The organism is Streptomyces sp. EDA2-14 (genome assembly GCF_054963755.1).
On record NZ_JBUEGE010000002.1, the window covers coordinates 448,081 to 472,340 of the forward strand.

The 24,260-nt window shown below is 71.4% G+C and carries 23 protein-coding genes and 1 pseudogene; 17 read left to right on the forward strand and 7 right to left on the reverse strand.

Annotated elements, in window-relative coordinates:
- Positions 1-154: 154 nt before the first annotated feature.
- From alr to tsaE, 3 genes are all read left to right on the forward strand, one after another.
- Positions 155-1,321 carry an alanine racemase gene (gene alr / locus ACY34M_RS08445; protein ID WP_462716225.1) on the forward strand — a complete coding sequence of 389 codons (1,167 nt, stop codon included), beginning with the start codon at positions 155-157 and terminating at the stop codon, positions 1,319-1,321.
- A 133-nt stretch (positions 1,322-1,454) separates the two neighbouring features.
- Positions 1,455-2,699: an alpha/beta fold hydrolase gene (locus tag ACY34M_RS08450; RefSeq protein ID WP_462716224.1), complete on the forward strand. Its 1,245-nt coding sequence runs from the start codon at positions 1,455-1,457 to the stop codon at positions 2,697-2,699.
- A complete protein-coding gene (gene tsaE, locus ACY34M_RS08455; protein ID WP_462716223.1) occupies positions 2,662-3,213 on the forward strand; it encodes a tRNA (adenosine(37)-N6)-threonylcarbamoyltransferase complex ATPase subunit type 1 TsaE in 552 nt (183 codons plus the stop codon). The genes ACY34M_RS08450 and tsaE overlap by 38 nt, the downstream gene beginning before the upstream one ends.
- A gap of 370 nt (positions 3,214-3,583) precedes the next feature.
- On the opposite strand, the gene ACY34M_RS08460 is transcribed toward tsaE, so the two are convergent.
- Complete coding sequence (locus ACY34M_RS08460) at positions 3,584-4,135, reverse strand: L,D-transpeptidase (RefSeq protein WP_462716222.1); 552 nt, start codon at positions 4,133-4,135, stop codon at positions 3,584-3,586.
- Positions 4,136-4,252: 117 nt separating this feature from the next.
- Between ACY34M_RS08460 and tsaB the strand changes: the two genes are divergently transcribed.
- The 4 genes from tsaB to ACY34M_RS08480 are packed head-to-tail and all read left to right on the forward strand — an operon-like array spanning position 4,253 to position 6,783.
- The gene (gene tsaB / locus ACY34M_RS08465) at positions 4,253-4,909 is read left to right on the forward strand and encodes a tRNA (adenosine(37)-N6)-threonylcarbamoyltransferase complex dimerization subunit type 1 TsaB (RefSeq protein WP_462716221.1); all 657 of its coding nucleotides are present in this window, start codon (positions 4,253-4,255) and stop codon (positions 4,907-4,909) included.
- 26 nt (positions 4,910-4,935) lie between these two features.
- Complete coding sequence (gene rimI / locus ACY34M_RS08470; protein WP_462716605.1) at positions 4,936-5,448, forward strand: ribosomal protein S18-alanine N-acetyltransferase; 513 nt, start codon at positions 4,936-4,938, stop codon at positions 5,446-5,448.
- On the forward strand, positions 5,441-6,538 hold the full coding sequence (gene tsaD, locus ACY34M_RS08475) for a tRNA (adenosine(37)-N6)-threonylcarbamoyltransferase complex transferase subunit TsaD (protein WP_462716220.1): 1,098 nt from the start codon (positions 5,441-5,443) through the stop codon (positions 6,536-6,538). The genes rimI and tsaD overlap by 8 nt, the downstream gene beginning before the upstream one ends.
- The gene (locus ACY34M_RS08480) at positions 6,535-6,783 is read left to right on the forward strand and encodes a hypothetical protein (RefSeq protein WP_462716219.1); all 249 of its coding nucleotides are present in this window, start codon (positions 6,535-6,537) and stop codon (positions 6,781-6,783) included. The genes tsaD and ACY34M_RS08480 overlap by 4 nt, the downstream gene beginning before the upstream one ends.
- Positions 6,784-6,862: 79 nt before the next feature.
- On the opposite strand, the gene ACY34M_RS08485 is transcribed toward ACY34M_RS08480, so the two are convergent.
- Positions 6,863-8,104 carry a THUMP-like domain-containing protein gene (locus ACY34M_RS08485; RefSeq protein WP_462716218.1) on the reverse strand — a complete coding sequence of 414 codons (1,242 nt, stop codon included), beginning with the start codon at positions 8,102-8,104 and terminating at the stop codon, positions 6,863-6,865.
- Between the two features lie 58 nt (positions 8,105-8,162).
- On the opposite strand from ACY34M_RS08485, the pseudogene ACY34M_RS08490 reads away from it, so the two are divergent.
- The 4 genes and pseudogenes from ACY34M_RS08490 to groL form a co-directional block, all read left to right on the forward strand.
- Positions 8,163-8,498, forward strand: a pseudogene (locus ACY34M_RS08490) (polysaccharide deacetylase family protein); the annotation flags it as partial.
- Positions 8,495-9,145 carry a polysaccharide deacetylase family protein gene (locus ACY34M_RS08495; protein ID WP_462716217.1) on the forward strand — a complete coding sequence of 217 codons (651 nt, stop codon included), beginning with the start codon at positions 8,495-8,497 and terminating at the stop codon, positions 9,143-9,145. The pseudogene ACY34M_RS08490 and the gene ACY34M_RS08495, both read left to right, overlap by 4 nt.
- Before the next feature lie 204 nt (positions 9,146-9,349).
- Positions 9,350-9,658: a co-chaperone GroES gene (groES, locus tag ACY34M_RS08500; protein ID WP_306321012.1), complete on the forward strand. Its 309-nt coding sequence runs from the start codon at positions 9,350-9,352 to the stop codon at positions 9,656-9,658.
- A gap of 117 nt (positions 9,659-9,775) precedes the next feature.
- Entirely contained in the window at positions 9,776-11,401 is a 1,626-nt protein-coding gene (gene groL, locus ACY34M_RS08505; RefSeq protein ID WP_462716216.1) for a chaperonin GroEL, read from the forward strand.
- Positions 11,402-11,545: 144 nt separating this feature from the next.
- Here the strand turns inward: groL and ACY34M_RS08510 are convergent, their stop codons facing one another.
- From ACY34M_RS08510 to ACY34M_RS08520, 3 genes are all read right to left on the reverse strand, one after another.
- Positions 11,546-12,319, reverse strand: coding sequence for an SDR family NAD(P)-dependent oxidoreductase (locus ACY34M_RS08510; protein ID WP_462716215.1), 774 nt, complete (start codon positions 12,317-12,319; stop codon positions 11,546-11,548).
- A gap of 20 nt (positions 12,320-12,339) precedes the next feature.
- Entirely contained in the window at positions 12,340-13,884 is a 1,545-nt protein-coding gene (locus ACY34M_RS08515; RefSeq protein WP_462716214.1) for a multicopper oxidase family protein, read from the reverse strand.
- Positions 13,885-13,989: 105 nt separating this feature from the next.
- On the reverse strand, positions 13,990-14,661 hold the full coding sequence (locus ACY34M_RS08520) for an MOSC domain-containing protein (protein ID WP_462716213.1): 672 nt from the start codon (positions 14,659-14,661) through the stop codon (positions 13,990-13,992).
- An 81-nt stretch (positions 14,662-14,742) separates the two neighbouring features.
- Between ACY34M_RS08520 and ACY34M_RS08525 the strand changes: the two genes are divergently transcribed.
- Entirely contained in the window at positions 14,743-15,693 is a 951-nt protein-coding gene (locus tag ACY34M_RS08525) for a LysR family transcriptional regulator (protein ID WP_462716212.1), read from the forward strand.
- Between the two features lie 59 nt (positions 15,694-15,752).
- Here the strand turns inward: ACY34M_RS08525 and ACY34M_RS08530 are convergent, their stop codons facing one another.
- On the reverse strand, positions 15,753-16,094 hold the full coding sequence (locus ACY34M_RS08530) for a WhiB family transcriptional regulator (protein ID WP_462716211.1): 342 nt from the start codon (positions 16,092-16,094) through the stop codon (positions 15,753-15,755).
- 392 nt (positions 16,095-16,486) lie between these two features.
- Here ACY34M_RS08530 and ACY34M_RS08535 point away from each other — a divergent pair, with 392 nt between their 5' ends.
- The 4 genes from ACY34M_RS08535 to ACY34M_RS08550 all read left to right on the forward strand — a co-directional run bounded on the left by ACY34M_RS08535 (position 16,487) and on the right by ACY34M_RS08550 (position 20,855).
- Positions 16,487-17,098 carry a response regulator transcription factor gene (locus tag ACY34M_RS08535; RefSeq protein WP_003948568.1) on the forward strand — a complete coding sequence of 204 codons (612 nt, stop codon included), beginning with the start codon at positions 16,487-16,489 and terminating at the stop codon, positions 17,096-17,098.
- Positions 17,099-17,374: 276 nt separating this feature from the next.
- Positions 17,375-17,962 carry a sigma-70 family RNA polymerase sigma factor gene (locus ACY34M_RS08540; RefSeq protein ID WP_462716210.1) on the forward strand — a complete coding sequence of 196 codons (588 nt, stop codon included), beginning with the start codon at positions 17,375-17,377 and terminating at the stop codon, positions 17,960-17,962.
- Positions 17,963-18,089: 127 nt separating this feature from the next.
- Complete coding sequence (gene guaB / locus ACY34M_RS08545; protein ID WP_462716209.1) at positions 18,090-19,598, forward strand: IMP dehydrogenase; 1,509 nt, start codon at positions 18,090-18,092, stop codon at positions 19,596-19,598.
- A 132-nt stretch (positions 19,599-19,730) separates the two neighbouring features.
- On the forward strand, positions 19,731-20,855 hold the full coding sequence (locus tag ACY34M_RS08550; RefSeq protein ID WP_462716208.1) for a GuaB3 family IMP dehydrogenase-related protein: 1,125 nt from the start codon (positions 19,731-19,733) through the stop codon (positions 20,853-20,855).
- A gap of 74 nt (positions 20,856-20,929) precedes the next feature.
- Here the strand turns inward: ACY34M_RS08550 and ACY34M_RS08555 are convergent, their stop codons facing one another.
- Complete coding sequence (locus tag ACY34M_RS08555) at positions 20,930-22,183, reverse strand: nucleotide sugar dehydrogenase (protein WP_462716207.1); 1,254 nt, start codon at positions 22,181-22,183, stop codon at positions 20,930-20,932.
- 313 nt (positions 22,184-22,496) lie between these two features.
- Between ACY34M_RS08555 and ACY34M_RS08560 the strand changes: the two genes are divergently transcribed.
- Complete coding sequence (locus ACY34M_RS08560) at positions 22,497-24,203, forward strand: glycerol-3-phosphate dehydrogenase/oxidase (RefSeq protein ID WP_462716206.1); 1,707 nt, start codon at positions 22,497-22,499, stop codon at positions 24,201-24,203.
- Positions 24,204-24,260 lie beyond the last annotated feature (57 nt).

Genomic DNA, 24,260 nt, shown 5'->3' on the forward strand with positions numbered 1-24,260 from the left:
GCAGGGCACCGGGGGCGGGCCTGCTGCTGTGGCTGTGCGTGGCGCGGTGGGCCACGTGGCGAGGCGGCGCCCCGGGCCGGGTGGCCCGGTGTCCCCGGAGGGGAGGGGCGGCAACGGCCAAGGGTGTCGGGGGTTCTGAGAGACTGAGGGGACGATGAACGAGAACGTGACTGCCCCGCTCCGCGCCCGCGCCGAGATCGATCTGGCCGCCCTGAGGGCCAATGTGCGAGCCCTGCGTGCCCACGCTCCGGAGGCCGCGTTCATGGCGGTCGTGAAGGCGGACGCGTACGGACACGGCATGATTCCGGTCGCGCGGGCCGCCAAGGAGGCGGGGGCCGAGTGGCTGGGGGCCGCCACCGCCGAGGAGGCGCTGGAGCTGCGTGCGGCGGGGCTCACCGGGCGCATCATGTGCTGGCTGTGGGTGCCCGGCGGGCCCTGGCGGGAGGGGATCGAGGCCGAGCTCGACATGTCGGTGAGCGGGATGTGGGCGCTGCGGGAGGTCGTCGACGCCGCGCGCGGGACGGGCCGGGTCGCCCGTATCCAGCTCAAGGCCGACACGGGACTCGGGCGGAACGGCTGCCTGCCCGGCGACTGGCCCGAGCTCGTACGGGAGGCGCTGAAGGCGCAGCGGGACGGGTTCGTGAACGTCACCGGGCTCTGGTCGCACTTCGCGTGCGCCGACGAGCCGGGTCATCCGTCCATCGCCGCCCAACTGACCCGTTTCCGGGAGATGGTCGCGTACGCCGAAGGGGAGGGCGTCATTCCGGAAGTGCGGCACATCGCCAACTCGCCGGGGACGCTGACCCTTCCCGAGACGCACTTCGACCTCGTCCGCCCCGGCATCGCGATGTACGGGATCTCGCCGAGCCCCGAGGTCGGCGCGCCCGGCGACTTCGGCCTGCGCCCCGTGATGACGCTCAAGGCGAATCTCGCGCTCGTGAAGCACGCGCCGGGTGGACTCGGCATCAGTTACGGGCATCACTACGTCACACCGGGCGAGACCACGCTCGGCCTCGTCCCGCTGGGCTACGCGGACGGCATCCCGCGGCACGCGTCCGGTACGGGACCCGTCCTGATCGGCGGCAAGCGGCGCACGATCGCGGGCCGCGTCGCCATGGACCAGTTCGTCGTCGACCTCGGCGGCGACGAACCGGCGGCGGGCGACGAGGCGGTGCTCTTCGGACCCGGTGACGGCGGCGAGCCGACGGCTGAGGACTGGGCGGTCGCGTCGGGCACCATCGCGTACGAGATCGTGACGCGCATCGGTTCCCGCGTACCGCGCGTCTACGTGGGTGAGGACGACGGCGGCACGCGCGCGTGACCGGCGTCACGGCCTGAAGGTCCACCGGCAGAGCCCTCCGAACCGCCACCATGTGAAGCGTGAACGGATCGGGTAACTCGAAAACCGGACGGTAGGCAGGACGCGGAGCACGGCGCGACAAGGGGAGCGGCACGTGAGCGAGAGCAGCGCACCGGCCACGGCGGCCGTCGTCGAGGCGGCGGAGCGGGCCGCGTCGGGGAGCTGGCGGCGGGCCGGCCTCGCGGGCGCCGCGATAGGCGTGGTCGCCGCCGGGGCCGCCGCGGGCGTCGCCATCGAGCGGCTGACCGTGGGGCGCGGCATGCGCAAGAAGGCGCGCCTCGCCCTCGACGCGTCGGGACCCTACGGTGCGCTGCGCGGCGTCCCCGGAAAGGCGTACGCGCAGGACGGCACGGAGCTGTACTACGAGGTCGACGACGCGGACCCGGAGGCCGGTGGTACGACGCCGCGCAGACGCCGCCTGTTCGGCCGCAAGAGCCCGGCGCCGGTCACCGTCGTCTTCAGCCACGGCTACTGCCTGGGCCAGGACTCCTGGCACTTCCAGCGCGCGGCGCTGCGGGGTGTGGTGCGGTGCGTGTACTGGGACCAGCGCAGCCACGGCCGTTCGGGGCGGGGCGCCGAGCAGGTGGAGGACGGGGTGCCGGTCTCCATCGACCGGCTCGGCGGCGACCTGAAGGCGGTCATCGACGCGGCCGCGCCCGAGGGCCCGCTCGTCCTCGTCGGGCACTCCATGGGCGGCATGACCGTGATGGCGCTCGCCGACCAGTACCCCGAGCTGATCCGCGACCGGGTGGTGGGCGTCGCCCTCGTCGGTACGTCGTCGGGGCGGCTCGGCGAGGTCAACTACGGGCTGCCGGTGGCCGGGGTGAACGCGGTGCGGCGGGTGCTGCCCGGCGTACTGAAGGTGCTCGGGCAGCGCGCCGACCTGGTGGAGAAGGGGCGGCGGGCGACGGCCGACCTGTTCGCCGGGATCATCAAGCGGTACTCGTTCGCCTCGCGGGACGTCGACCCGGCCGTCGCGCGGTTCGCCGAGCGGATGATCGAGGGCACGCCGATCGACGTGGTCGCCGAGTTCTACCCGGCGTTCGAGGACCACGACAAGACGGCCGCCCTGGCGCGCTTCGCGGAGCTGCCCGCGCTCGTCCTCGCCGGTGAGCACGACCTGGTCACGCCGAGCGACCACAGCGAGGCGATCGCGGCACTGCTGCCGGACGCCGAGTTCGTCCTCGTACCGGATGCCGGGCACCTCGTGATGCTGGAGCACCCCGAGGTCGTGACCGACCGTCTGGCGGACCTGCTGGTGCGCGCGGGAGCCGGCCCCACAGCCGCTACCGTGGGGATTTATGGAGACACCGGCAACACCGCACAGCCCGGCGGCTGAGCCCGCCAGCGCGCCCGCCACGACCCCCGTCAGCACGGTCACCGTCACCGTCAACTCCCCGGACGAGATGCGGGAGCTGGGGCTCGCCCTGGCCAAACAGCTGCGCCCCGGCGACCTCGTGATGCTCACCGGCGAGCTGGGCGCGGGCAAGACGACGCTGACCCGCGGGCTCGGCGCGGGCCTGGGCGTACGGGGCGCGGTGACCTCGCCGACCTTCGTGATCGCGCGCGTGCACCCGCCGCTCGGCGAGGGACCGGCCCTGGTGCACGTCGACGCGTACCGGCTCGGCGGCGGGCTCGACGAGATGGAGGACCTGGACCTCGACGTCTCGCTGCCCGACTCCGTGATCGTCGTGGAGTGGGGCGACGGCAAGGTCGAGGAGCTGTCCGACGACCGGCTGCACGTGGTCATCGACCGGGCCACCGGCGACACGACGGACGAGGTCCGGGTCGTGACGCTGAACGGGATCGGGGAGCGGTGGACCGAGGCCGACCTGGGCTCGCTCACGGGCTGACCCGCGCCGCGGCCACTTCCCGGACACATCCCGACAGGGCGTCGGCAAATTCTTGCGCGGCGCGGCTCCGGCGTGTTCACATGGAGGTCGGTGCTGGTTAGGTCTACCTAACCACGTCCCCTCGACCGCCGCCGGGAGGCATCCATGTCGACTTCGGAACGTGAAGGTGTGCGCGAAGTGTCGATGCGGGATCTGCTGGCGTCGTGTGCGGCGGCGCGGGCCGTGTCGGTTCCGCCGTCCCCGCACCGGCGTCCGGCTCAGCCGCGCAGCGAACAGCAGCGCCGTGAACCGCAGCGCCGCGAATGGCGCCCGTCGGCACACCCGTGAGCGGAACGGCCGTCGTTGCTTGACGACGACTGTTTGACGACGGCTACTTGACGACGACGACCTTCTGGCCGATCGTCGCGAACTGCCACATCGCGTCGGCGTCCTCGCGGGACTCGCGGATGCCGCCGGTCTGCTTCCCGGGGTCCGGTGCGGCCGTCGATCCGTTCGTGGCGGCGCTGAAGCCGATCGCCACGCCGTTCGTGGTGGCGAAGCGGACCACGTGCTCGATCGGCACCCCGTCGGTGCCGGTGACGGAACCGGAGCGGGAGCTCACCGAGTACGCGCCGGGCGTCGGGTCCACCGTGCCGGGCGTCACCCGGAACGTCTCCGTCTTGTTGCCCGAACGGACCAGCCACACCCGGTCGGCGCTCAGCGAGTACACGACGCGCTCGCCCTTGCCCGACCCCGCGGGCAGCGCCTTCGGGTCCGCCTTCTTCTCGGGCGTCTTGGACGCCGAGGCGGACGGCGAGGCGCCCTTGCCCTTCTCGGAGAGGTCGTCGGGCGCGCTCGCCGACGCCTGGTAGGCGAGGAACCCGACCACGGCGAGCGATGCCGCCGTGAGCGCGGTCACGAATCCGGTGCTGCTCCGTGCCACCAGGTGCCTGCCTCTCAAGTACGAACTTCAGGTTGACGGTAGCAGTCGAGGCCCGGCGGACCGGCCTTGCGGGAAGTACCGGACGTGTCCGCCTTCCGGTGGTCGTAGGCTGTTCGCGTGCTGTTGCTCGCTCTGGATACCGCCACCCCCGCCGTCACCGTCGCCCTGCACGACGGGACATCCGTCGTAGCCGAGTCGAGTCAGGTGGACGCCCGCAGACACGGGGAACTGCTGCTGCCCGCCGTCGACCGGGTGCTCACCGGGGCCGGCGTGCGGCTCGACGCCGTCACCGGAATCGTCGTGGGCGTGGGCCCCGGACCGTACACCGGTCTGCGGGTCGGCCTGATGACCGCCGACACGTTCGGCCTCGCGCTCGGCGTGCCGGTGCACGGGGTGTGCACGCTCGACGGGCTCGCGTACGCCGCGCGGGACGTCGAGGGCCCCTTCGTCGTCGCCACCGACGCGCGGCGCAAGGAGGTGTACTGGGCGCGCTACGACGATGCGCGGACCCGGGTCACCGAGGCCGCCGTCGACCGGCCCGCCGACATCGCCGGGGCCGTCGCCGGGCTGCCCGCCGTCGGCGCCGGCGCGCGGCTGTTCCCGGACACGTTCCCCGACGCGCGCGGGCCCGAGCACGTGTCGGCCGCCGCGCTCGCCGCCCTCGCCGCCGAGAAGCTGGCCGCGGGAGAGGAACTCCTCGAACCGCGCCCGCTCTACCTGCGGCGCCCCGACGCGCAGGTCCCCAAGAACTACAAGGTGGTCACCCCCAAGTGACAGCCGTGGACGCGACGCTGCGCGAGATGCGCTGGTGGGACATCGACCCTGTACTCGTACTGGAGAAGGAACTCTTCCCGGACGACGCCTGGTCGCGCGGCATGTTCTGGTCCGAGCTCGCGCACGCGCGCGGGGTCGGTTCGACGCGGCGGTACGTCGTCGCGTACGAGGGGGAGCGGCTGGTCGGGTACGGCGGGGTCGCCGCGTCCGGGGACCTGGCCGACATCCAGACCATCGCCGTCGCCCGCGACCACTGGGGCACCGGGCTCGGCGCCCGGCTGCTCACCGAACTCCTCCGGCACGCCACGGCCTTCGAGGTCGACCAGGTGATGCTGGAGGTGCGGGTCGACAACACGCGGGCGCAGAAGCTGTACGAGCGCTTCGGATTCGAGCCGATCGGCTTCCGGCGCGGCTACTACCAGCCCGGCAACGTGGACGCCCTCGTCATGCGCTTCACCACCACGCCGGCGACAGAGCAAGCGCCGGAGCAGGCGACAACAGTGCAAGAGCAAGAGACAGAAGAGAAGAACCATGGCTGACGAACCGCTCGTCCTCGGTATCGAGACCTCCTGCGACGAGACCGGCGTCGGCATCGTCCACGGCACCACCCTGCTCGCCGACGCCGTCGCCTCCAGCGTCGACGAACACGCCCGCTTCGGCGGCGTCGTCCCCGAGGTCGCCTCCCGCGCGCACCTGGAGGCGATGGTCCCGACGATCCAGCGCGCCCTGAAGGACGCGGGGATCACGGCGAAGGACCTCGACGGCATCTCCGTCACCGCCGGGCCCGGTCTGGCCGGTGCCCTGCTGGTCGGCGTGAGCGCCGCGAAGGCGTACGCGTACGCGCTCGGCAAGCCGCTCTACGGCGTCAACCACCTCGCCTCGCACATCTGCGTCGACCAGCTGGAGCACGGCACGCTGCCCGAGCCGACGATGGCGCTGCTGGTCTCCGGCGGGCACTCGTCGCTGCTGCTGTCGAGCGACATCACGTCCGATGTACGTCCCCTGGGCGCCACGATCGACGACGCCGCGGGCGAGGCCTTCGACAAGATCGCGCGCGTGCTGAACCTCGGCTTCCCGGGCGGGCCCGTCATCGACCGCTACGCGAAGGAGGGCGACCCGAACGCGATCGCCTTCCCGCGCGGGCTCACCGGGCCGCGCGACCCCGCGTACGACTTCTCGTTCTCCGGCCTGAAGACCTCCGTGGCCCGCTGGATCGAGGCCAAGCGGGCGGCGGGCGAGGACGTGCCGGTGCGGGACGTCTCGGCGTCGTTCCAGGAGGCCGTCGTGGACGTGCTGACCCGCAAGGCCGTGAAGGCCTGCAAGGACGAGGGCGTCGACCACCTCATGATCGGCGGCGGCGTCGCCGCCAACTCGCGGCTTCGCGCCCTCGCCGAGGAGCGCTGCGAGCGGGCCGGGATCCGGCTGCGGGTGCCGCGGCCCAAGCTGTGCACGGACAACGGCGCGATGGTCGCCGCGCTCGGCGCCGAGATGGTGGCCCGGAACCGGACGCCTTCGTCCTGGGACCTGCCCGCCGACTCCTCGCTGCCGGTGACGGAGCCGCACGTCCCCGGCCACCACCACGACCACGACCACGTGCACGAGGTCAGCAAGGAGAACCTCTACTCATGACGGTCGCGCTGATGTGGGAGGCCCGCGCCGTCGAGGGGCGCGGCGAGGAACTCCTTGCCTGGGCGAAGGCACAGGTCCTGGAGGCGGAGCCGGAACGCCGCGAGACGTTCCGCGCGCCGAAGGACCGGGTGCTCGTCATTACGTGGTGGGACGCGGCGTACGAGGCGCAGCTGCCCGAACTGCCGGAGCCGGACGGCGACTTGGTGACGCGCGCCGTGCACCGCTGGCGGTTCGAGGCCGCCTAGCGGGCGTACGCCAACAGGTAGCGCCGATCAAGCCCCGCCGGCGATTGAGGCGCGGGGTCCGGGGCGGAGCCCTGTGGCGTCAACTCACGGGTGCGCCGACGAGCATCGTGGGCGCACCCGCCACCCGCGTAAGGAACACCGTGGCGGAAACCTTCCCGTACGGCTTCGGCATGACCTTGCGGCGCAACTCCTCCGGCTCGACCGCGGACCCCCGCTTCTTCACCGTCAGCACGCCCACCTCCCGCTGCCGCAGCAGCGCCTTCAACTTCTTCACGTTGAACGGAAGTCGGTCCGTGATCTCGTACGCGGCGGCGTACGGCGTGGGGTGCAGCTCGTCGGCCGTCACGTACGCGATCGTCTCGTCGACGAGCCCGCCGCCGACCTCCTCGGCCACCTCGGCGACCAGATGCGCCCGGATGACGGCGCCGTCCGGCTCGTACAAGTACCGCCCGACAGGCCGCACTTCGGGGTCGGGAAGTCCACGGCCCGCCAGCGCCCGCGGCCCCGGCAGCAACGTCGCCCGCATCCGCCCGCCCGTCACCCGGCCACCGCCCCTCATCGACGCGCTTCGCGCGGCACCCGTAGCCCGTTCCGTCCCGAACCAGAGCACCGCCTCCTTCACATCGCCCCCGTCCGAGATCCACTCGGCGTCGGCCTCCGCGGGGATCGCCTCGTGCGGGATGCCGGGAGCGATCTTCAGCGCGGCGCGCGGCGCCTTGAGCGCGGCGGACACGGCCCAGGACAGGGGAGGCGAGTAGGCCTCTGGGTCGAAGATCCTGCCCCGGCCGCCCCGCCGCGCCGGGTCCACGAACACGGCGTCGTACGCGGACGTGTCGACCTCGGTGACGTCCGCCTCGCGCACCTCGACGAGCCCGGTGAGGCCGAGCGCCTCGGCGTTCGCCCGCGCCACCGCGCACGTCAGCGGATCCCGGTCGACGGCAAGGACCCGGACCCCCGCGCGGGCGAGCGCGATCGCGTCGCCGCCGATGCCGCAGCACAGGTCGGCGACGGAGCCCACGCCGAGCCGCGCGAAGGCCTCGGCCCGGTACGTCGCGACGCTCGTACGGGTCGCCTGCTCGACGCCGTTCGGCGTGAAGAACATCCGGGCCGCGTCCTCGGCCCCGAACTTCGCCACCGCCCGCTGACGCAGCCGCGCCTGGGCGAGCGCGGCCGAGACGAGGTCGGCCGGGTGGTCGCGGCGCAGCTTCGTGGCGAGCGCGAGTTCCCTGGCCGGGTCGTGATCGCGGAGTTCGTCGAGCAGGGCCAGGCCCTCGGGGGCCAGGAGGGCGGAGAAGGCGGCGGGGTCGTTCACCCGGCCCATTGTGGGCCAGGCGGGCGACGGCGCGCGCCAGGCGGCGGTGTCGACCCCGGAACGGGCCCGTGAGCTGCCAGGATCCGGCGCCATGCAACGAGTACGACAAAAGGAAGAAACCGTCCGAAAGTTGATCCCGCCGTTCGGCGACTACGACCGGGACACGCTGCGCGCCGCCAAGGCCTGCGGCATCAAGTACGCCCCGATCTGGAACGCCGAGGTCTTCGTCGACCCCATGGACCACCGGGAGTGGGACCGGGACATCCATCCGGGCGACATCCCGCTCACGCACTTCCGGGGTCGCGAGGACCGGAAGGGCACGATGCCCGACATGATCCGCAACCTCATGAAGTACCTCGACCGCAAGGGCTACGCGGTGGCGCGCCTGGAGGACTACCTGTGACGAGACGCGGGCCCCGGTCGTGGCTCCTCGGCTGCACCCTGGCCGCGGCGCTGCTCACCGGGTGCGCGGGACAGGCCGCCCCGGTCATGCGGGCGGCGGCGGGGGCGGAAGCGGCGCGGTCGACCGTCCCGCCGCTCGTCACCCGCGTCCCCACCCGCGACAAGGTGGTCTTCCTCGCGTACGGGGACGGGGCCGGGGCCCCGGCCGGGCGGGACTCCCGCCTCGTCGACCTGGTCCGCGAGCGGCGCCTGCCGGTCTCGGTGTTCCTCGCGGGAGCGGGCGAGGGCCGCCTGCGCGAACTGAGCGCCCTCGGCGCCCGGGTGCAGAACCGCACCCTCACCCACCCCTTCCTGCCGGGCCTCGGATACGTCGAGCAGCACGCGGAGATCTGCGGCCAGCGCGACCGCATCCAGGGCCGCTTCGGCACGGCGCCCCGCCTGCTCCACCCGCCCTCCGGCGCGTACGACGGGAACACCCTGCGGGCGGCGGGCGCCTGCGGGGTGGACGCGATCGTGCTGTGGCGCGAACCGGAGGGGGCGCTGCGCCCCGGCGACATCCTCGGGATCCGGGCGGAGACGGCCCCGCGTCTCCTGCGCCGTGTCGAGGCCGAGGGGTACACGGTGGCGGCCCTGGAGGACTACCTGTGAGGTGCCGTTCCACCGATCCGCGAACGAGTCGATTAGCAGTCCGCTTGACCGAGTGCTAATCGCGGTCATAGTCTCGGCCCTGGCACTCACCAGTGGAGAGTGCCAGACAGCGACGGGCAGGTCCGGCACCCGCGACGACGGATCCACCTGGTCGCCACCCCAGACTGTTAACCCCGTGAGATCTCCGAAGGGGGAGACCGGATCGTGACGACCTCCAGCTCCAAGGTTGCCATCAAGCCGCTCGAGGACCGCATTGTGGTCCAGCCGCTCGACGCCGAGCAGACCACGGCCTCTGGCCTGGTCATTCCGGACACCGCGAAGGAGAAGCCCCAGGAGGGCGCCGTCCTCGCCGTGGGTCCCGGCCGCTTCGAGAACGGCGAGCGTCTGCCGCTCGACGTCAAGGTCGGCGATGTCGTGCTCTACAGCAAGTACGGCGGCACCGAGGTGAAGTACAACGGCGACGAGTACCTCGTCCTCTCGGCTCGCGACGTGCTCGCGATCGTCGAGAAGTAATTCACCCAAGCTTTCCCGGCTTCACCGAAGCAGAATGCTTTGAACCGCGCCCCTGGCCCCCGCTGAAATGCCGGGTGCGAGGGGCGCGGTTCGTTTCGAGAGGACTGATTCAGCCCCATGGCGAAGATCCTGAAGTTCGACGAGGACGCCCGTCGCGCCCTTGAGCGCGGCGTCAACAAGCTGGCCGACACGGTCAAGGTGACGATCGGCCCCAAGGGCCGCAACGTCGTCATCGACAAGAAGTTCGGCGCCCCCACCATCACCAACGACGGTGTCACGATCGCCCGTGAGGTCGAGGTCGAGGACCCGTACGAGAACCTCGGCGCGCAGCTGGTGAAGGAGGTGGCGACCAAGACCAACGACATCGCGGGTGACGGTACGACCACCGCCACCGTGCTCGCCCAGGCCCTGGTCAAGGAAGGCCTGCGCAACGTTGCCGCCGGTGCCTCCCCGGCCGCCCTGAAGAAGGGCATCGACGCCGCGGTCAAGGCCGTGTCCGAGGACCTCCTCGCGACCGCCCGCCCGATCGACGAGAAGTCCGACATCGCCGCCGTCGCCGGTCTGTCCGCCCAGGACAACCAGGTCGGCGAGCTCATCGCCGAGGCGATGGACAAGGTCGGCAAGGACGGTGTCATCACCGTCGAGGAGTCCAACACCTTCGGTCTGGAGCTCGACTTCACCGAGGGCATGGCCTTCGACAAGGGCTACCTGTCCCCGTACTTCGTCACCGACCAGGAGCGTATGGAGGCCGTCCTCGACGACCCGTACATCCTGATCCACCAGGGCAAGATCGGCTCGATCCAGGACATGCTCCCGCTCCTGGAGAAGGTCATCCAGGCCGGTGGCTCCAAGCCGCTCCTGATCATCGCCGAGGACGTCGAGGGCGAGGCCCTGTCGACCCTGGTCGTGAACAAGATCCGCGGCACGTTCAACGCCGTCGCGGTGAAGGCCCCCGGCTTCGGTGACCGCCGCAAGGCGATGCTCCAGGACATGGCCACCCTCACCGGTGCCACCGTCATCGCCGAGGAGGTCGGCCTCAAGCTCGACCAGGCCGACCTGGACGTGCTGGGCACCGCCCGCCGCGTGACCATCACCAAGGACGACACCACCATCGTCGACGGTGGCGGCAAGTCCGAGGACGTGCAGGGCCGCGTCGCGCAGATCAAGGCCGAGATCGAGAACACGGACTCCGACTGGGACCGCGAGAAGCTCCAGGAGCGCCTCGCGAAGCTGGCCGGCGGCGTGTGCGTGATCCGCGTCGGTGCCGCCACCGAGGTGGAGCTCAAGGAGAAGAAGCACCGTCTGGAGGACGCCATCTCCGCGACCCGCGCCGCGGTCGAGGAGGGCATCGTCTCCGGTGGTGGCTCCGCCCTGGTGCACGCCTCCAAGGTCCTCGACGACTCGCTCGGCAAGGACGGCGACGAGGCCACCGGTGTCGCCGTGGTCCGCCGCGCCGTCGTCGAGCCGCTCCGCTGGATCGGCGAGAACGCCGGCCAGGAGGGCTACGTGATCGTCTCCAAGGTCAAGGAGCTCGACAAGGGCAACGGCTACAACGCCGCGACCGGCGAGTACGTCGACCTGGTCAAGGCCGGCGTCATCGACCCGGTCAAGGTCACCCGCTCCGCCCTGGAGAACGCCGCCTCCATCGCCTCCCTGCTCCTCACGACCGAGACCCTGGTCGTCGAGAAGCCGGCCGAGGAGGAGCCCGAGGCCGCCGGCCACGGGCACGGTCACTCGCACTGACCTCTGAGCGCAACCGAGGCCCGGCTCCCCGTCGCGGGGAGCCGGGCCTCGGCGTTTGTCCTTCACGCCCCGCCGGCGATTGAGGCGCGGGGTCCGGGGCGGAGCCCCGTGGCGCAGGAACGGCCGACCGCACCCCGAATCCCGTTACTGGGGACCGTACTTGCGGCCCGTCCGCGACGTGATCCCGCCCAGGAGGGCTCGCGGGGTCACCTTCACCACGCCCATCAGGGCCTTGTACCGCGGGTCAGGGATCGACAGGGACTTGCCGCGCGACAGGTCGGCCAGCGCCGCCGCCACCAGCTTGTCCGCATCCAGCCACATCCACTTCGGGATGCTGTCCGTGCCCATGCCGGCGCGCTCGTGGAACTCCGTGCGGACGAAGCCGGGGCACAGCGCCATCAGGCGCACCCCGCTGCCCGCCATGTCCTTCGCCGCGCCCTGCGTGAACTGCACGACCCACGCCTTCGACGCGCCGTACGTACCGCGCGGCACGAACGCGGCCACCGACGCCACGTTGACCACGCCGCCGCGCCCGCGCTCCCGCATCGCCCCGGCCGCCGCCGACGTCAGCCGCAGCACCGCCTCGCAGTGCACCTTCAGCATCGTCAGCTCGTCGGCCATGGGGACTTCCAGGTAGTGCCCCTTGTTGCCGAACCCGGCGTTGTTCACGAGCAGGTCGACCGCTGCCTTACGGTCCGTCAGACGCGCCTCGACCGTCGCGATTCCGTCGTCCGTGGCCAGGTCGGCGGTGAGCACTTCGGCCTCGATGCCGTGCCGGTCGTGCAGTTCCGTCGCCTGCTCGTGCAGCCGCTTGGTGTCGCGCGCGACGAGCACCAGGTTGTGTCCGTCGGCGGCGAGCCGCCGGGCGAACGCGGCGCCGATGCCTGCGGTGGATCCGGTGATCAGAGCGGTAGTCATGCGCCAAGATTAGTGACGGCTCAGTGGTGCCCGTGATCACCGGGTTCCCTCGCGGCCGCCCGCTGCCCCTTGTCGACCATCACGAACTGGCCCATCATGCCGAGGTCCTCGTGGTAGAGCAGATGGCAGTGGAACATGTACGGGGTCCGCGGATCGGCGAACTCGGGGCCGCCGTCGAACCGCAGCGCCAGCTTCATCGTTGTGCCGTTCGGGATGAACACCGTGTCCTTGCGGCCCCGCAACTCCACCGACGGCCGCTCCCCGTTCACCGACACCACCTTGAACTGCACGTCGTGGACATGGAAGTTGTGCGGCATCCCGTTGCCGTTGTGCACCGTCCACACCTCGGTGGTGCCCCGGGTGACCGTCTCGTCGACGCGGTCCATCGCCATCTTGCGTCCGTTGATCCCGCTCATCTTCAGGTCGAAGTACCGTGCGCGCACGGCGTCCCCGGGAGTGGGGAGCTCCGGCTCGCCAAGGCGGGACGGGATGCCGGGGGAGGGGCGCAGCCGCTCCGCCGCCCGCAGTTGCAGCACGTCGAACGTGTCGTCCCCGCCGCTGAACCGGCGCTGCCAGGAATCCCCGTAGTTGTCCTGCGGATAGCTGCGCAGCACGCTCCGCTCGCCGGGCTTCATCCGCACGACGATCTCCGCCCGCTCGCCCGGCGACAGCTGGATCCGGTCCATCGTGGCCGGACGGTCGAGCAGCCCGCCGTCCGTCCCGACGAGCGCGAACCGTTGCCCGCCGGTGAAGCCGAAGTCGTACGTCCGCGCGGTCGAGGCGTTCAGCAGCCGCAGCCGTACGCGCTCGTCGCGCACGACCTTGTACGGGTCGAGGGTGCCGTTGACCATCGTGCGGTCACCGAGGAAGCCCACGTTCTGCATCATCTTGTGCCCGGAGTCGAGCTTCGCCCCGTCGAACCGCACGTCCTGCACGATCACCGGCAGATCGTCGACCCCGTACCGCTTCGGCAGTGCGAGCTTCTCGCTCCGGTCGTCGTCGACCAGGAACATCCCTGCCAGGCCGCGCCGTACGTGCTGCTCGGTCTCCCCGTGCGGATGCGGGTGGTACCAGAGGCTGGCGGCGGGCTGGTCGACGGTCCAGTGCGGCGCCCACTTCTTGCCCGGCGCGACCATCTGGTGCGGGCCGCCGTCCATCCGGGCGGGCAGATGCATGCCGTGCCAGTGCACGCTGGACGCCTCGTCGAGCCCGTTGCGGACCCGCACCTCGACCTTCTCGCCGCGCTTCGCGCGCAGCGTCGGCCCGAGATAGCTGCCGTTGAAGCCCCAAGTGGGCGTCTTGATCCCGGACGTGAACTCCGTCTCATCACTCCGCATCTTCAGGTCGAAGACGCGCCGCCCGCTCTCCTTGTCGACGTGCGACTTCGCGAGCGGCGGCACGGTCAGCTCATTGCGAAACCCGCCCTCGCCGACGGTGCTCACCTTCGCGTCGTTCCACAGCCACAGCACACCACCGCCGACCGCGAGAGCGAGCACGGCTACGAGCGAGCCGAGCACGACGAGGACGCGCCTGAGCCGGCGATGCTTGCGGGGCTTCGAGGTCATGCGCCGAGCGTCCCGCCGGCACCGGTGGCACCACATCGGGGACGGCCCCCGAAGCGCCCCCGACCTCAACCCTGGTGGGCCCCAAGGGTTTCCCCTTACGCGCCGCTACACGTCTCCGTACTTCGTCACATACTCCCGCGCCGCCTTCGCGCTCTCCGGATGCAGCGCGTCCCCCGCCGCGAGCAGCCGTGGCAGCAGCCCGCGCTCGGTGGTCACCGCCCGGAACTGGAGCGCCACCGTCACCTCGTGGTCCGGGCGGTGCACGATCGCGATCGGGTCGCCCGCGCGGATCTCGCCCGGTTCGATCACCCGGAAGTACGCTCCCGGCACCGCCTCCCGCGTGAACCGCTTGACCCAGCCCCGCTCGTCGAGATGCCCCTGGAAGGTGCGGCACGGGATCCGGCCCGAGGTCACTTCCAGGAGGAGATCGGCGCCGATCCGCCAGCGCTCGCCGATCTTCGCCCCGGAGACGTCGACCCCCTCCGTCGTGAGGTTCTCGCCGAACACGCCGCTGGGCAGCGGACGGTCGAGCTCCCTGGCCCACGCGTCCAGGTCCTCGCGTGCGTACGCGTACACCGCCTGGTGCTCGCCGCCGTGGTGCCGCAGGTCGCACACCGCGTCCCCGGCGAGCCCGCTCGCGCCCGTCCCCTTGGGGCCGGGCGCCGCCACGCGCACGGGACCGGTGACCGGGCGCTTGTCGATGCCCGTGACCCCCTCGGCCTGGTCCGTGTAATCGGCGGGTTCGGGCCGCCCCAGATTCAGCGACAGAAGCTTCATGCACGGAACGCTACGGGACCGGAACCCAAAGCTGCCACGCATTATTGGGCGCGAGCCCCAAGTGTCGCTTATGCTTGAGGGGTGATCGAGGCCCGTCATCTCCGTGTCCTGCGCGCCGTCGCCGCCACCGGCTCCTTCTCCGCGGCGGCCCGCGAGCTGGGCTGCACGCAGCCGGCCGTCAGTCAGCAGATGAAGGCCCTTGAGTCCTCGGCCGGCACCCCGCTGCTGATCCGCACCGGCCGCGAGATGCGCCTGACGCAGGCCGGCGAGGCCCTCGTGCGGCACGCGTCGGGCATCCTCGCCGGGCTCACCGCCGCCGAGGAGGAGATCGCCGCCATCGCCGGTCTGCGGGCGGGCCGCGTCCGGCTCGTGTCGTTCCCCAGCGGCAGCTCGACCCTCGTGCCCACCGCCCTCGCCGCCCTGCGCGCCGAGCATCCCGGCACGCGCGTGTCGCTGGTGGAGGCCGAGCCCCCGCGCTCCGTGGAGATGCTGCGCGAGGGCGACTGCGATGTCGCGCTCGCCTTCAGGTATGAGGGGCGGCGCGAAGCGTCTCCGCAGAAGGGTGGCGGTGGGAGACGGGAGGGCGAAGGGGCGCACGCCGCCGAGGAGTGGGACGACCTGGTCGTACGGCCGCTCTTCGCGGACCGGCTCGTGGGCCTCGTCCCGGAGGGGCACGCGCTGGCGGGAGCCGGCTCGGTCACCATCGACGCGTTCGCGGACGAGCCGTGGATCGCGGGCTGCCCGCGCTGCCGCCGCCAGCTGGTCGAGGTGTGCCGGGGCGCCGGTTTCGCCCCGCGCATCGACTTCGCGACGGACGACTACCCGGCGGTGGTCGGGCTCGTCAGCGCCGGTCTCGGCGTGGCGGTCCTCCCCGAACTGGCCATCGAGTCCGTTCGGCCCAAGGGTGCACGCACAGTAACCGTCGAGCCCGCCGTGCGCCGCGAGATCGTCGCGCTCACCCTGCCCGATCTGGCCCAGGTGCCCGCGGTCGGCGCCACCCTCGACCACTTGGCGAAGGCCGCGACACGCTGAACGCGGAGACGGGCACACCTGGGTGCGTCCACCTCCGCGTCCCTTGCAGAAACGTTCCTTCAGTGCCGCGCACCGCTCGCGGCGGCGTGTCCTCCACTCCCTGCCGACGCCGTGACGAGCCGGTTCCTGGCCCGCCCCATCAGCTCTTCGCGCTCGTCCTCGGTGAGGCCGCCCCACACGCCGTACGGCTCGCGCACCTGGAGGGCGTGAGCAGCGCACTCCGCGCGCACCGGGCACCTCATGCAGACCTCCTTGGCCGAGTTCTCGCGGGCGCTGCGTGCCGCCCCGCGCTCGCCCTCCGGGTGGAAGAAGAGCGAGCTGTCCACCCCGCGGCAGGCCGCGAGGAGCTGCCAGTCCCACAGATCGGCGTTCGGTCCGGGAAGGCGGGAGAAATCTGCCATTGCTGTGCCCCTTGTAGCCGTTCAGAAGCGGATACGGTGCCCATGACCGTACATCTACTGTCTAAGGAGATGAAAATATGACTCATTGCGAATCTAGCTACAGACACCAGCAAAAGGGAAGAAAAGCTTCCAAATGGGGCATAGCTTGTGATGAAACGTTGTGGGTCCGCCGCGCTGTCCGCACCGTGTTCGCGCCCTCACGTAGAGTGCCGAAGGAGGCCGTCCGACCCGTAACTCTTTCGAGTGACCGTCGTTGAGAGGTGCGGAGGCGGTTGAATGAACAAGCGCTCGGGCAGGTGTCCGATTGCCTTGTTGAGTGTCAACCGCACAGGTGACGATTCGTACACAGCCTGGAGGCTCAAGGTGACGCGCATCAGCTGCGGAGGGCGGTCATGACATCCGTCCTCGTCTGCGACGACTCCCCGCTTGCCCGAGAGGCGCTCCGTCGGGCGGTTGCGACCGTCCCCGGCGTCGAGCGCGTGACGACCGCGGCCAACGGCGAGGAAGTCCTCCGCCGCTGGGGTGCCGATCGCTCGGACCTGATTCTGATGGACGTACGCATGCCCGGACTGGGCGGCGTCGAGACAGTGCGGCGGCTGCTCTCCGCCGACCCCGGTGCGCGCATCATCATGCTCACCGTGGCCGAGGACCTGGACGGCGTGGCCCTCGCGGTCGCCGCCGGTGCCCGCGGCTATCTGCACAAGGACGCCTCGCGCGCCGAGCTGCGGGCCACGGTGACGCAGGCGCTCGCCGACCCGACCTGGCGGCTCGCCCCGCGCAGACTGCGTTCGGCCGAGATGGGGGCCGCCCCCACGCTCACCGCGCGCGAGATCCAGGTGCTCGAGGGCATGAGCCACGGACGGTCCAACGCCGAGATCGGGCGCGAGCTGTTCCTCTCCGAGGACACGGTCAAGACGCACGCGCGTCGCCTGTTCAAGAAGCTCGGCGCCTCGGACCGCGCGCACGCCGTGGCGCTCGGGTTCCGCTGGGGTCTGGTTCGCTGACGAGCCGCTGATCGGCACACCCCCGCGCCCTCCGGGGCGCGGTGGACCGGCCGTGAGGGACGCCGCTCCGGCCCGTCGCGCCGCGACTTTTCGACGCTTCGCGCGCGATGCCGCATCCTTGGGGGTGTGGAGTTCCTCGGGGACGAGTCGGGCGAGCAGGGTCAGCGAGAGGGGAGGGCGCAGGAAATGAGTTCCGGCGCACCTGCTCATAACGCTTCGGTGCACAACTACGGGCGCGGTGTCACGGACAAGTCGGCCTCGGGGCACCATGGACCGATGCGTGACGACGAGGCAGCGACCCCCCAGGGGGTGATCGGTACGCTCGTCGGCCGCGCCGTCGACGGCGACGAGCAGGCCACGCACGATCTGCTCGCGCACGTCCACCCCCTCGCGATCCGCTACTGCCGCACCCGGCTGTCCCGACTGCCGGGTGACGCGCGGCACTTCGTGGAGGACCTGGCCCAGGAGGTCTGCGTCGCGGTGCTGCTCGCGCTGCCGCGCTACAAGGACACCGGGCGGCCCTTCGAGGCGTTCGTCTTCGCCATCGCCGCGCACAAGGTCGCCGATCTGCAGCGGGCGGCCATGCGCGGCCCCGGATCCACCGTCGTGCCCTCCGACGAGATGCCGGAGCGGCCCGACGACTCCCTGGGTCCCGAGGAGCGTGCGCTGTTGAACAGCGACGCCGCATGGGCCAAGAAGCTGCTCGCCAACCTCCCCCAGAACCAGCGGGAGCTGTTGCTGCTGCGCATCGCCGTCGGGCTCACCGCCGAGGAGACCGGGCAGATGTTGGGCATGTCACCCGGAGCCGTGCGCGTGGCGCAGCACCGGGCGCTGAGTCGGCTGCGGGCGCTCGCCGAGCAGTAGCGGGCACCCCCGGCGCGTACGTGTGAACGTCCAAAGAACGCCGATGATCTTGCTCGTGGAATGAGACGCCTCCGTGGGCCGTTAGCATGGACATCCGCACCGATCAAGGCCATTTGGGGAAGGTGTCATGACTGCAAACGTCGACGGAGTGCCCGAGAAATTCGCGACACTCGGGCTGACCTACGACGACGTGCTGCTGCTGCCGGGCGCGTCGGACATGGCGCCCGACCAGATCGACACCGCCTCGTACGTCTCGAAGAACGTGCGGGTGAACATCCCGCTGCTGTCCGCCGCGATGGACAAGGTGACCGAGTCCCGCATGGCCATCGCCATGGCGCGGCAGGGCGGCGTCGGTGTGCTGCACCGCAACCTCTCGATCGCCGACCAGGCGAACCAGGTCGACCTCGTGAAGCGCTCCGAGTCCGGCATGGTCACCGACCCGATCACGGTGCACCCGGACGCGACGCTCGCCGAGGCCGACGCGATCTGCGCCAAGTTCCGCATCTCCGGTGTCCCGGTGACCGACGGCGGCGGCAAGCTGCTCGGCATCGTCACCAACCGCGACATGGCCTTCGAGAACGACCGCAGCCGTCAGGTCCGCGAGGTCATGACGCCGATGCCGCTCGTCACGGGCAAGGTCGGCATCTCCGGCGTCGACGCCATGGAGCTGCTGCGCCGCCACAAGATCGAGAAGCTTCCGCTGGTCGACGACGCGGGTGTGCTCAAGGGCCTCATCACGGTCAAGGACTTCGTGAAGGCCGAGAAGTATCCGAACGCCGCGAAGGACTCCGAGGGCCGGCTGCTCGTCGGTGCCGCGGTCGGTGTCGCCGGTGACTCCTACGAGCGGGCGCAGGCGCTCATCGAGGCGGGCGCCGACTTCATCGTCGTGGACACCGCGCACGGTCACTCGCGCCTCGTCGGCGACATGGTCGCCAAGATCAAGTCCAACGCGGGCAACGTCGACGTGATCGGTGGCAACATCGCCACCCGTGACGGCGCCAAGGCCCTCATCGACGCCGGCGTGGACGGCATCAAGGTCGGTGTCGGCCCCGGCTCCATCTGCACCACGCGCGTGGTCGCCGGTATCGGCGTCCCGCAGGTCACGGCCATCTACGAGGCCTCCCTCGCCGCCAAGGAGGCCGGTGTCCCGGTCATCGGCGACGGCGGCCTGCAGTACTCCGGTGACATCGCCAAGGCGCTCGTCGCCGGCGCCGACACCGTGATGCTCGGCTCGCTGCTCGCGGGCTGCGAGGAGTCGCCGGGCGAGCTGCTCTTCATCAACGGCAAGCAGTTCAAGTCGTACCGCGGCATGGGTTCGCTGGGCGCCATGCAGACGCGCGGCGACCAGAAGTCCTTCTCCAAGGACCGGTACTTCCAGGAGGGCGTCGCCTCCGACGAGAAGCTCGTGCCCGAGGGCATCGAGGGCCAGGTGCCCTACCGTGGCCCGCTCTCGGCCGTCGTGCACCAGCTCACCGGTGGTCTCCGCCAGTCGATGTTCTACGTCGGCGGGCGCACGGTTCCGGAGCTGCAGAACAACGGCCGGTTCGTCCGGATCACCTCGGCGGGTCTCAAGGAGAGCCACCCGCACGACATCCAGATGACGGTCGAGGCGCCGAACTACAGCCGCAGCAAGTAACAGCAGGTCATCCCTTACGACAAGGGGTGTGGGGCGGTCCCGGGATCACCGGGGCCGCCCCACACGCGCGTGTCAGGGATACTGGACAGGCAAGGCCCAAGTGGGACCCAGATGTGAAAGGCGCCCCCCAACGTGACTGAGATCGAGATCGGGCGCGGCAAGCGCGGCCGCCGCGCGTACGCCTTCGACGACATCGCCGTCGTACCGAGTCGGCGCACCCGCGACCCGAAGGAGGTCTCGATCGCCTGGCAGATCGATGCCTACCGCTTCGAGCTGCCGTTCCTGGCCGCCCCCATGGACTCCGTCGTCTCGCCGGCGACCGCGATCCGCATCGGCGAGCTGGGCGGACTCGGCGTCCTCAACCTCGAGGGCCTGTGGACCCGTTACGAGGACCCGCAGCCGCTGCTCGACGAGATCGCCGAGCTGACGCCCGAGGCCGCGACCCGCCGCCTCCAGGAGATCTACTCCGCGCCCATCCAGGCCGACCTGATCGGGCAGCGCATCAAGGAGGTGCGCGACTCCGGTGTCGTCACCGCCGCCGCGCTCTCCCCGCAGCGCACCGCCGAGTTCTCCAAGGCGGTCGTGGACGCGGGCGTCGACATCTTCGTGATCCGCGGGACCACGGTCTCCGCCGAGCACGTCTCCGGCGCCGCCGAGCCGCTGAACCTGAAGCAGTTCATCTACGAGCTGGACGTCCCGGTCATCGTGGGCGGCTGCGCCACGTACACCGCCGCGCTGCACCTCATGCGGACCGGCGCGGCCGGTGTGCTCGTCGGCTTCGGCGGCGGCGCCGCCCACACGACGCGCAACGTCCTCGGCATCCAGGTCCCGATGGCCACCGCCGTCGCCGACGTGGCGGCCGCCCGCCGCGACTACCTGGACGAGTCCGGCGGTCGCTACGTCCACGTCATCGCCGACGGCGGCGTGGGCTGGTCCGGCGACCTGCCCAAGGCCATCGCCTGCGGCGCCGACTCCGTGATGATGGGCTCGCCGCTGGCGCGCGCCACGGACGCGCCGGGCCGCGGTCACCACTGGGGCATGGAGGCCGTCCACGAGGACGTGCCGCGCGGCAAGAAGGTCGACCTCGGCACGGTCGGCACGACCGAGGAGGTCCTGACCGGCCCCTCGCACACGCCCGACGGGTCGATGAACTTCTTCGGCGCCCTGAAGCGGGCCATGGCGACGACCGGCTACAGCGAGCTCAAGGAGTTCCAGCGGGTCGAGGTCACGGTGGCGGACGCCACGCACAAGCGGTGACGCCGGCGCTGTGACGCGGCGCGAAACGGGTTGGGCCCCACCGGAGCGGTGGGGCCCAACCCGTTTTTCGGCGGTCAGAGGCGGTGGGCGGCGCCCGCCGGGGTCGCGCCCCGGGTGTCCAGGAGGAGCTGGGCCTTCACGGCCAGGCCCTGGAGGTCGTACGTGCGGTGCTGTTGCAGCAGGATCGTCAGGTCGGCGTCGGCCGCCGCCTCGTAGAGGGAGTCGGCGCGCGGGACGGGGCGGTCCAGGACGTTCCAGGACGGGATGTACGGGTCGTGGTAGCTGACGGCGGCGCCGAGCTGCATGAGGCGGGTGGCGATCTCCTCGGCGGGGGCGGCCTGTTGGTCGGCGAGGTCGGCCTTGTAGGTGACGCCGAGCAGCAGGACGCGGGCGCCGCGGGCCGACTTGCCGTGCTCGTTGAGGAGGGTGGCCGCGCGCTGGACCACGTAGGACGGCATGTGGTGGTTGACCTGGCGGGCCAGTTCGACGAGGCGCAGGGGGCGGGTGGGCAGGTGGGGGCCCGTGAGGTCCTGGGCGAGGGCGTGGCCGCCGACGCCGGGGCCGGGGCGGAAGGCCTGGAAGCCGAAGGGCTTGGTCTCCGCGCAGCGGATGACGTCCCACAGGTCCACGCCCAACTCGTGGCAGAGCACCGCCATCTCGTTGACCAGGGCGATGTTGACGTGCCGGAAGTTGGTCTCCAGGAGGTGCACGGTCTCCGCCTCGCGCGGACCACGCGCGCGGACGACCTTGTCGGTGAGCCGGCCGTAGAAGGTGGCGGCCGACTCGGTGCAGGCGGGGGTGTGGCCGCCGATCACCTTGGGGGTCGCCGTGTAGGGGTGCAGCCGGTTGCCGGGGTCGACGCGGCCGGGGGCGTGGGCGAGGTGGAAGTCGCGGCCCGCGCGCAGGCCCGAGCCCTCTTCGAGGACGGGGAGCAGCAGCGTCTGTGTGGTGCCCGGCGGCACCGGCGACTCGATGATCACCGTGGTGTGCGGGCGCAGCCGGGCGGCGAGGGTGCGGGTCGCCTCGACGACCGGGGTGAGCATCGGCGCGCCGTCGGGGCCCTGCGGGGTCGGGGCGCAGATCACGGCGGTGCGGACGCGGGAGAGTTCCGCGGGGTTCGCCGTGGGGCGGAAGCCCGCGGCGAGCATGCGGCGGAGGTCGGCGGCGGTGAGGGCCGCCGCGTCGCCGCCGCCGGGCAGCCGGCCCGCCGCGAGATCCCCGGCGCGGGCCGGATCGTGGCCGACGGTCGCGATCCCGGCCGCCACGGCGGCCTGCGCGAGGGGCAGGCCGAGGTGGCCGAGGCCGATCACGGCGAGGTCTGCGGGCATGGCGGTTGCCGTCCTTTCCCGAGGAGCGGACCGGCCTACTAGCCGGAGCGGGACGAGGGCGCAAGCCCTGTGGACAGGATGAGCGAGCGCAATGTCAGACTAGGAGTAAATATGACCGATACGTCGTATTGTCCGTCCATGGATTTGCGAGTGTTGCGCCGCGAGTCTTTGCAGGTTGTCCACAGCTGTGGGTTCGCTGGTGGCCCGAACCGGGCACCAGGTGAAGAATCGGGACATGACGCGTGTGCTTCGCGGTACGTGAGGCCGGGCACACCACACGCGTGAGCCACGCCGACGACAGCGGGAGGCAGCAGTGAAGGCAGCGACACTGGGACCCGAGCAGCGTGCACAGGCCCTGGCGGCCATGGCCGAGCGCGAGCTGGACATCCTCGTGGTGGGGGCCGGAGTGGTCGGCGCGGGCACGGCGCTCGACGCGGTGACCCGCGGACTGTCCACCGGGATCGTCGAGGCGCGGGACTGGGCCTCGGGCACGTCCAGCCGTTCCAGCAAGCTGATCCACGGAGGTCTCCGCTATCTGGAGATGCTGGACTTCGCGCTCGTGCGGGAGGCGCTGAAGGAGCGCGGACTGCTCCTGGAGCGGCTCGCCCCGCACCTCGTGAAGCCGGTGCCCTTCCTCTATCCGTTGCAGCACAAGGCGTGGGAGCGGGTGTACGCCGGTTCGGGCGTCGCGCTGTACGACGCGATGTCGATGGCGCGCGGCCACGGGCGCGGACTGCCGATGCACCGGCACCTCACGCGCAAGCACGCGCTGCGCGTCGCCCCCTGCCTCAAGAAGGACGCGCTGACCGGCGCGCTCCAGTACTACGACGCCCAGATGGACGACGCCCGCTACGTGGCGACCCTGGTGCGCACGGCCGCCATGTACGGCGCCAAGGCGGCCAACCGCGCGCGCGTGACGGGTTTTCTGCGGGAGGGCGAGCGGGTCGTCGGCGCACGCGTGCAGGACGTCGAGGGCGGCGGCGAGTACGAGATCAGGGCCAAGCAGGTCGTGAACGCGACGGGCGTGTGGACCGACGACACGCAGGCCATGGTCGGCGAGCGCGGACAGTTCCACGTGCGGGCGTCCAAGGGGATCCACCTCGTGGTGCCCAAGGACCGGATCAACTCGACGACCGGGCTGATCCTCCGTACCGAGAAGAGCGTGCTGTTCGTGATCCCGTGGGGGCGGCACTGGATCATCGGCACGACCGACACCGACTGGGACCTCGACAAGGCGCACCCCGCCGCGTCCAGCGCCGACATCGACTACCTGCTCGAACACGTCAACTCCGTGCTCGGCGTCCCGCTCTCGCGCGACGACGTGCAGGGCGTGTACGCGGGCCTGCGGCCGCTGCTCGCAGGGGAGTCCGACGCCACCAGCAAGCTGTCGCGCGAGCACACCGTCGCGCACCCCGCGCCGGGGCTCGTGGTGGTGGCCGGCGGCAAGTACACGACGTACCGGGTCATGGCGAAGGACGCCGTCGACGAGGCCGTGCACGGGCTCGACCAGCGGGTCGCCGAGTGCGTGACCGAGGAGGTGCCGCTGGTGGGCGCCGAGGGGTACCGGGCGCTGTGGAACGCGCGGGCGCGGATCGCCGCGCGCACCGGACTGCACGTGGTGCGCGTCGAGCACCTGCTGAACCGGTACGGGGCCCTCGCCGAGGAGGTCCTGGAACTGGTCTCCGCCGACCAGGCGTTGGGCGCGCCCCTCGGCGGCGCCGACGACTATCTGCGGGCCGAGGTCGTGTACGCCGCCTCCCACGAAGGGGCGCGGCACCTGGACGACGTGCTGACCCGGCGTACCCGGATCTCCATCGAGACCTTCGACCGGGGGACGCGGTGCGCGCGGGAGGCGGCCGAGCTGATGGCGCCCGTACTCGGCTGGGACAAGGACCAGGTGGAGCGCGAGGTCGAGCACTACGAGAAGCGGGTGGAGGCGGAGCGGGAGTCGCAGCGCCAGCCGGACGACCTCACGGCCGATGCGGCGCGGCTCGGGGCGCCGGACATTGTGCCGCTCTGACATGTGGCGTATGACGTAGTGGGGGCGGCACCCGGGCGGAAGGGGAGCGCAGGGGTG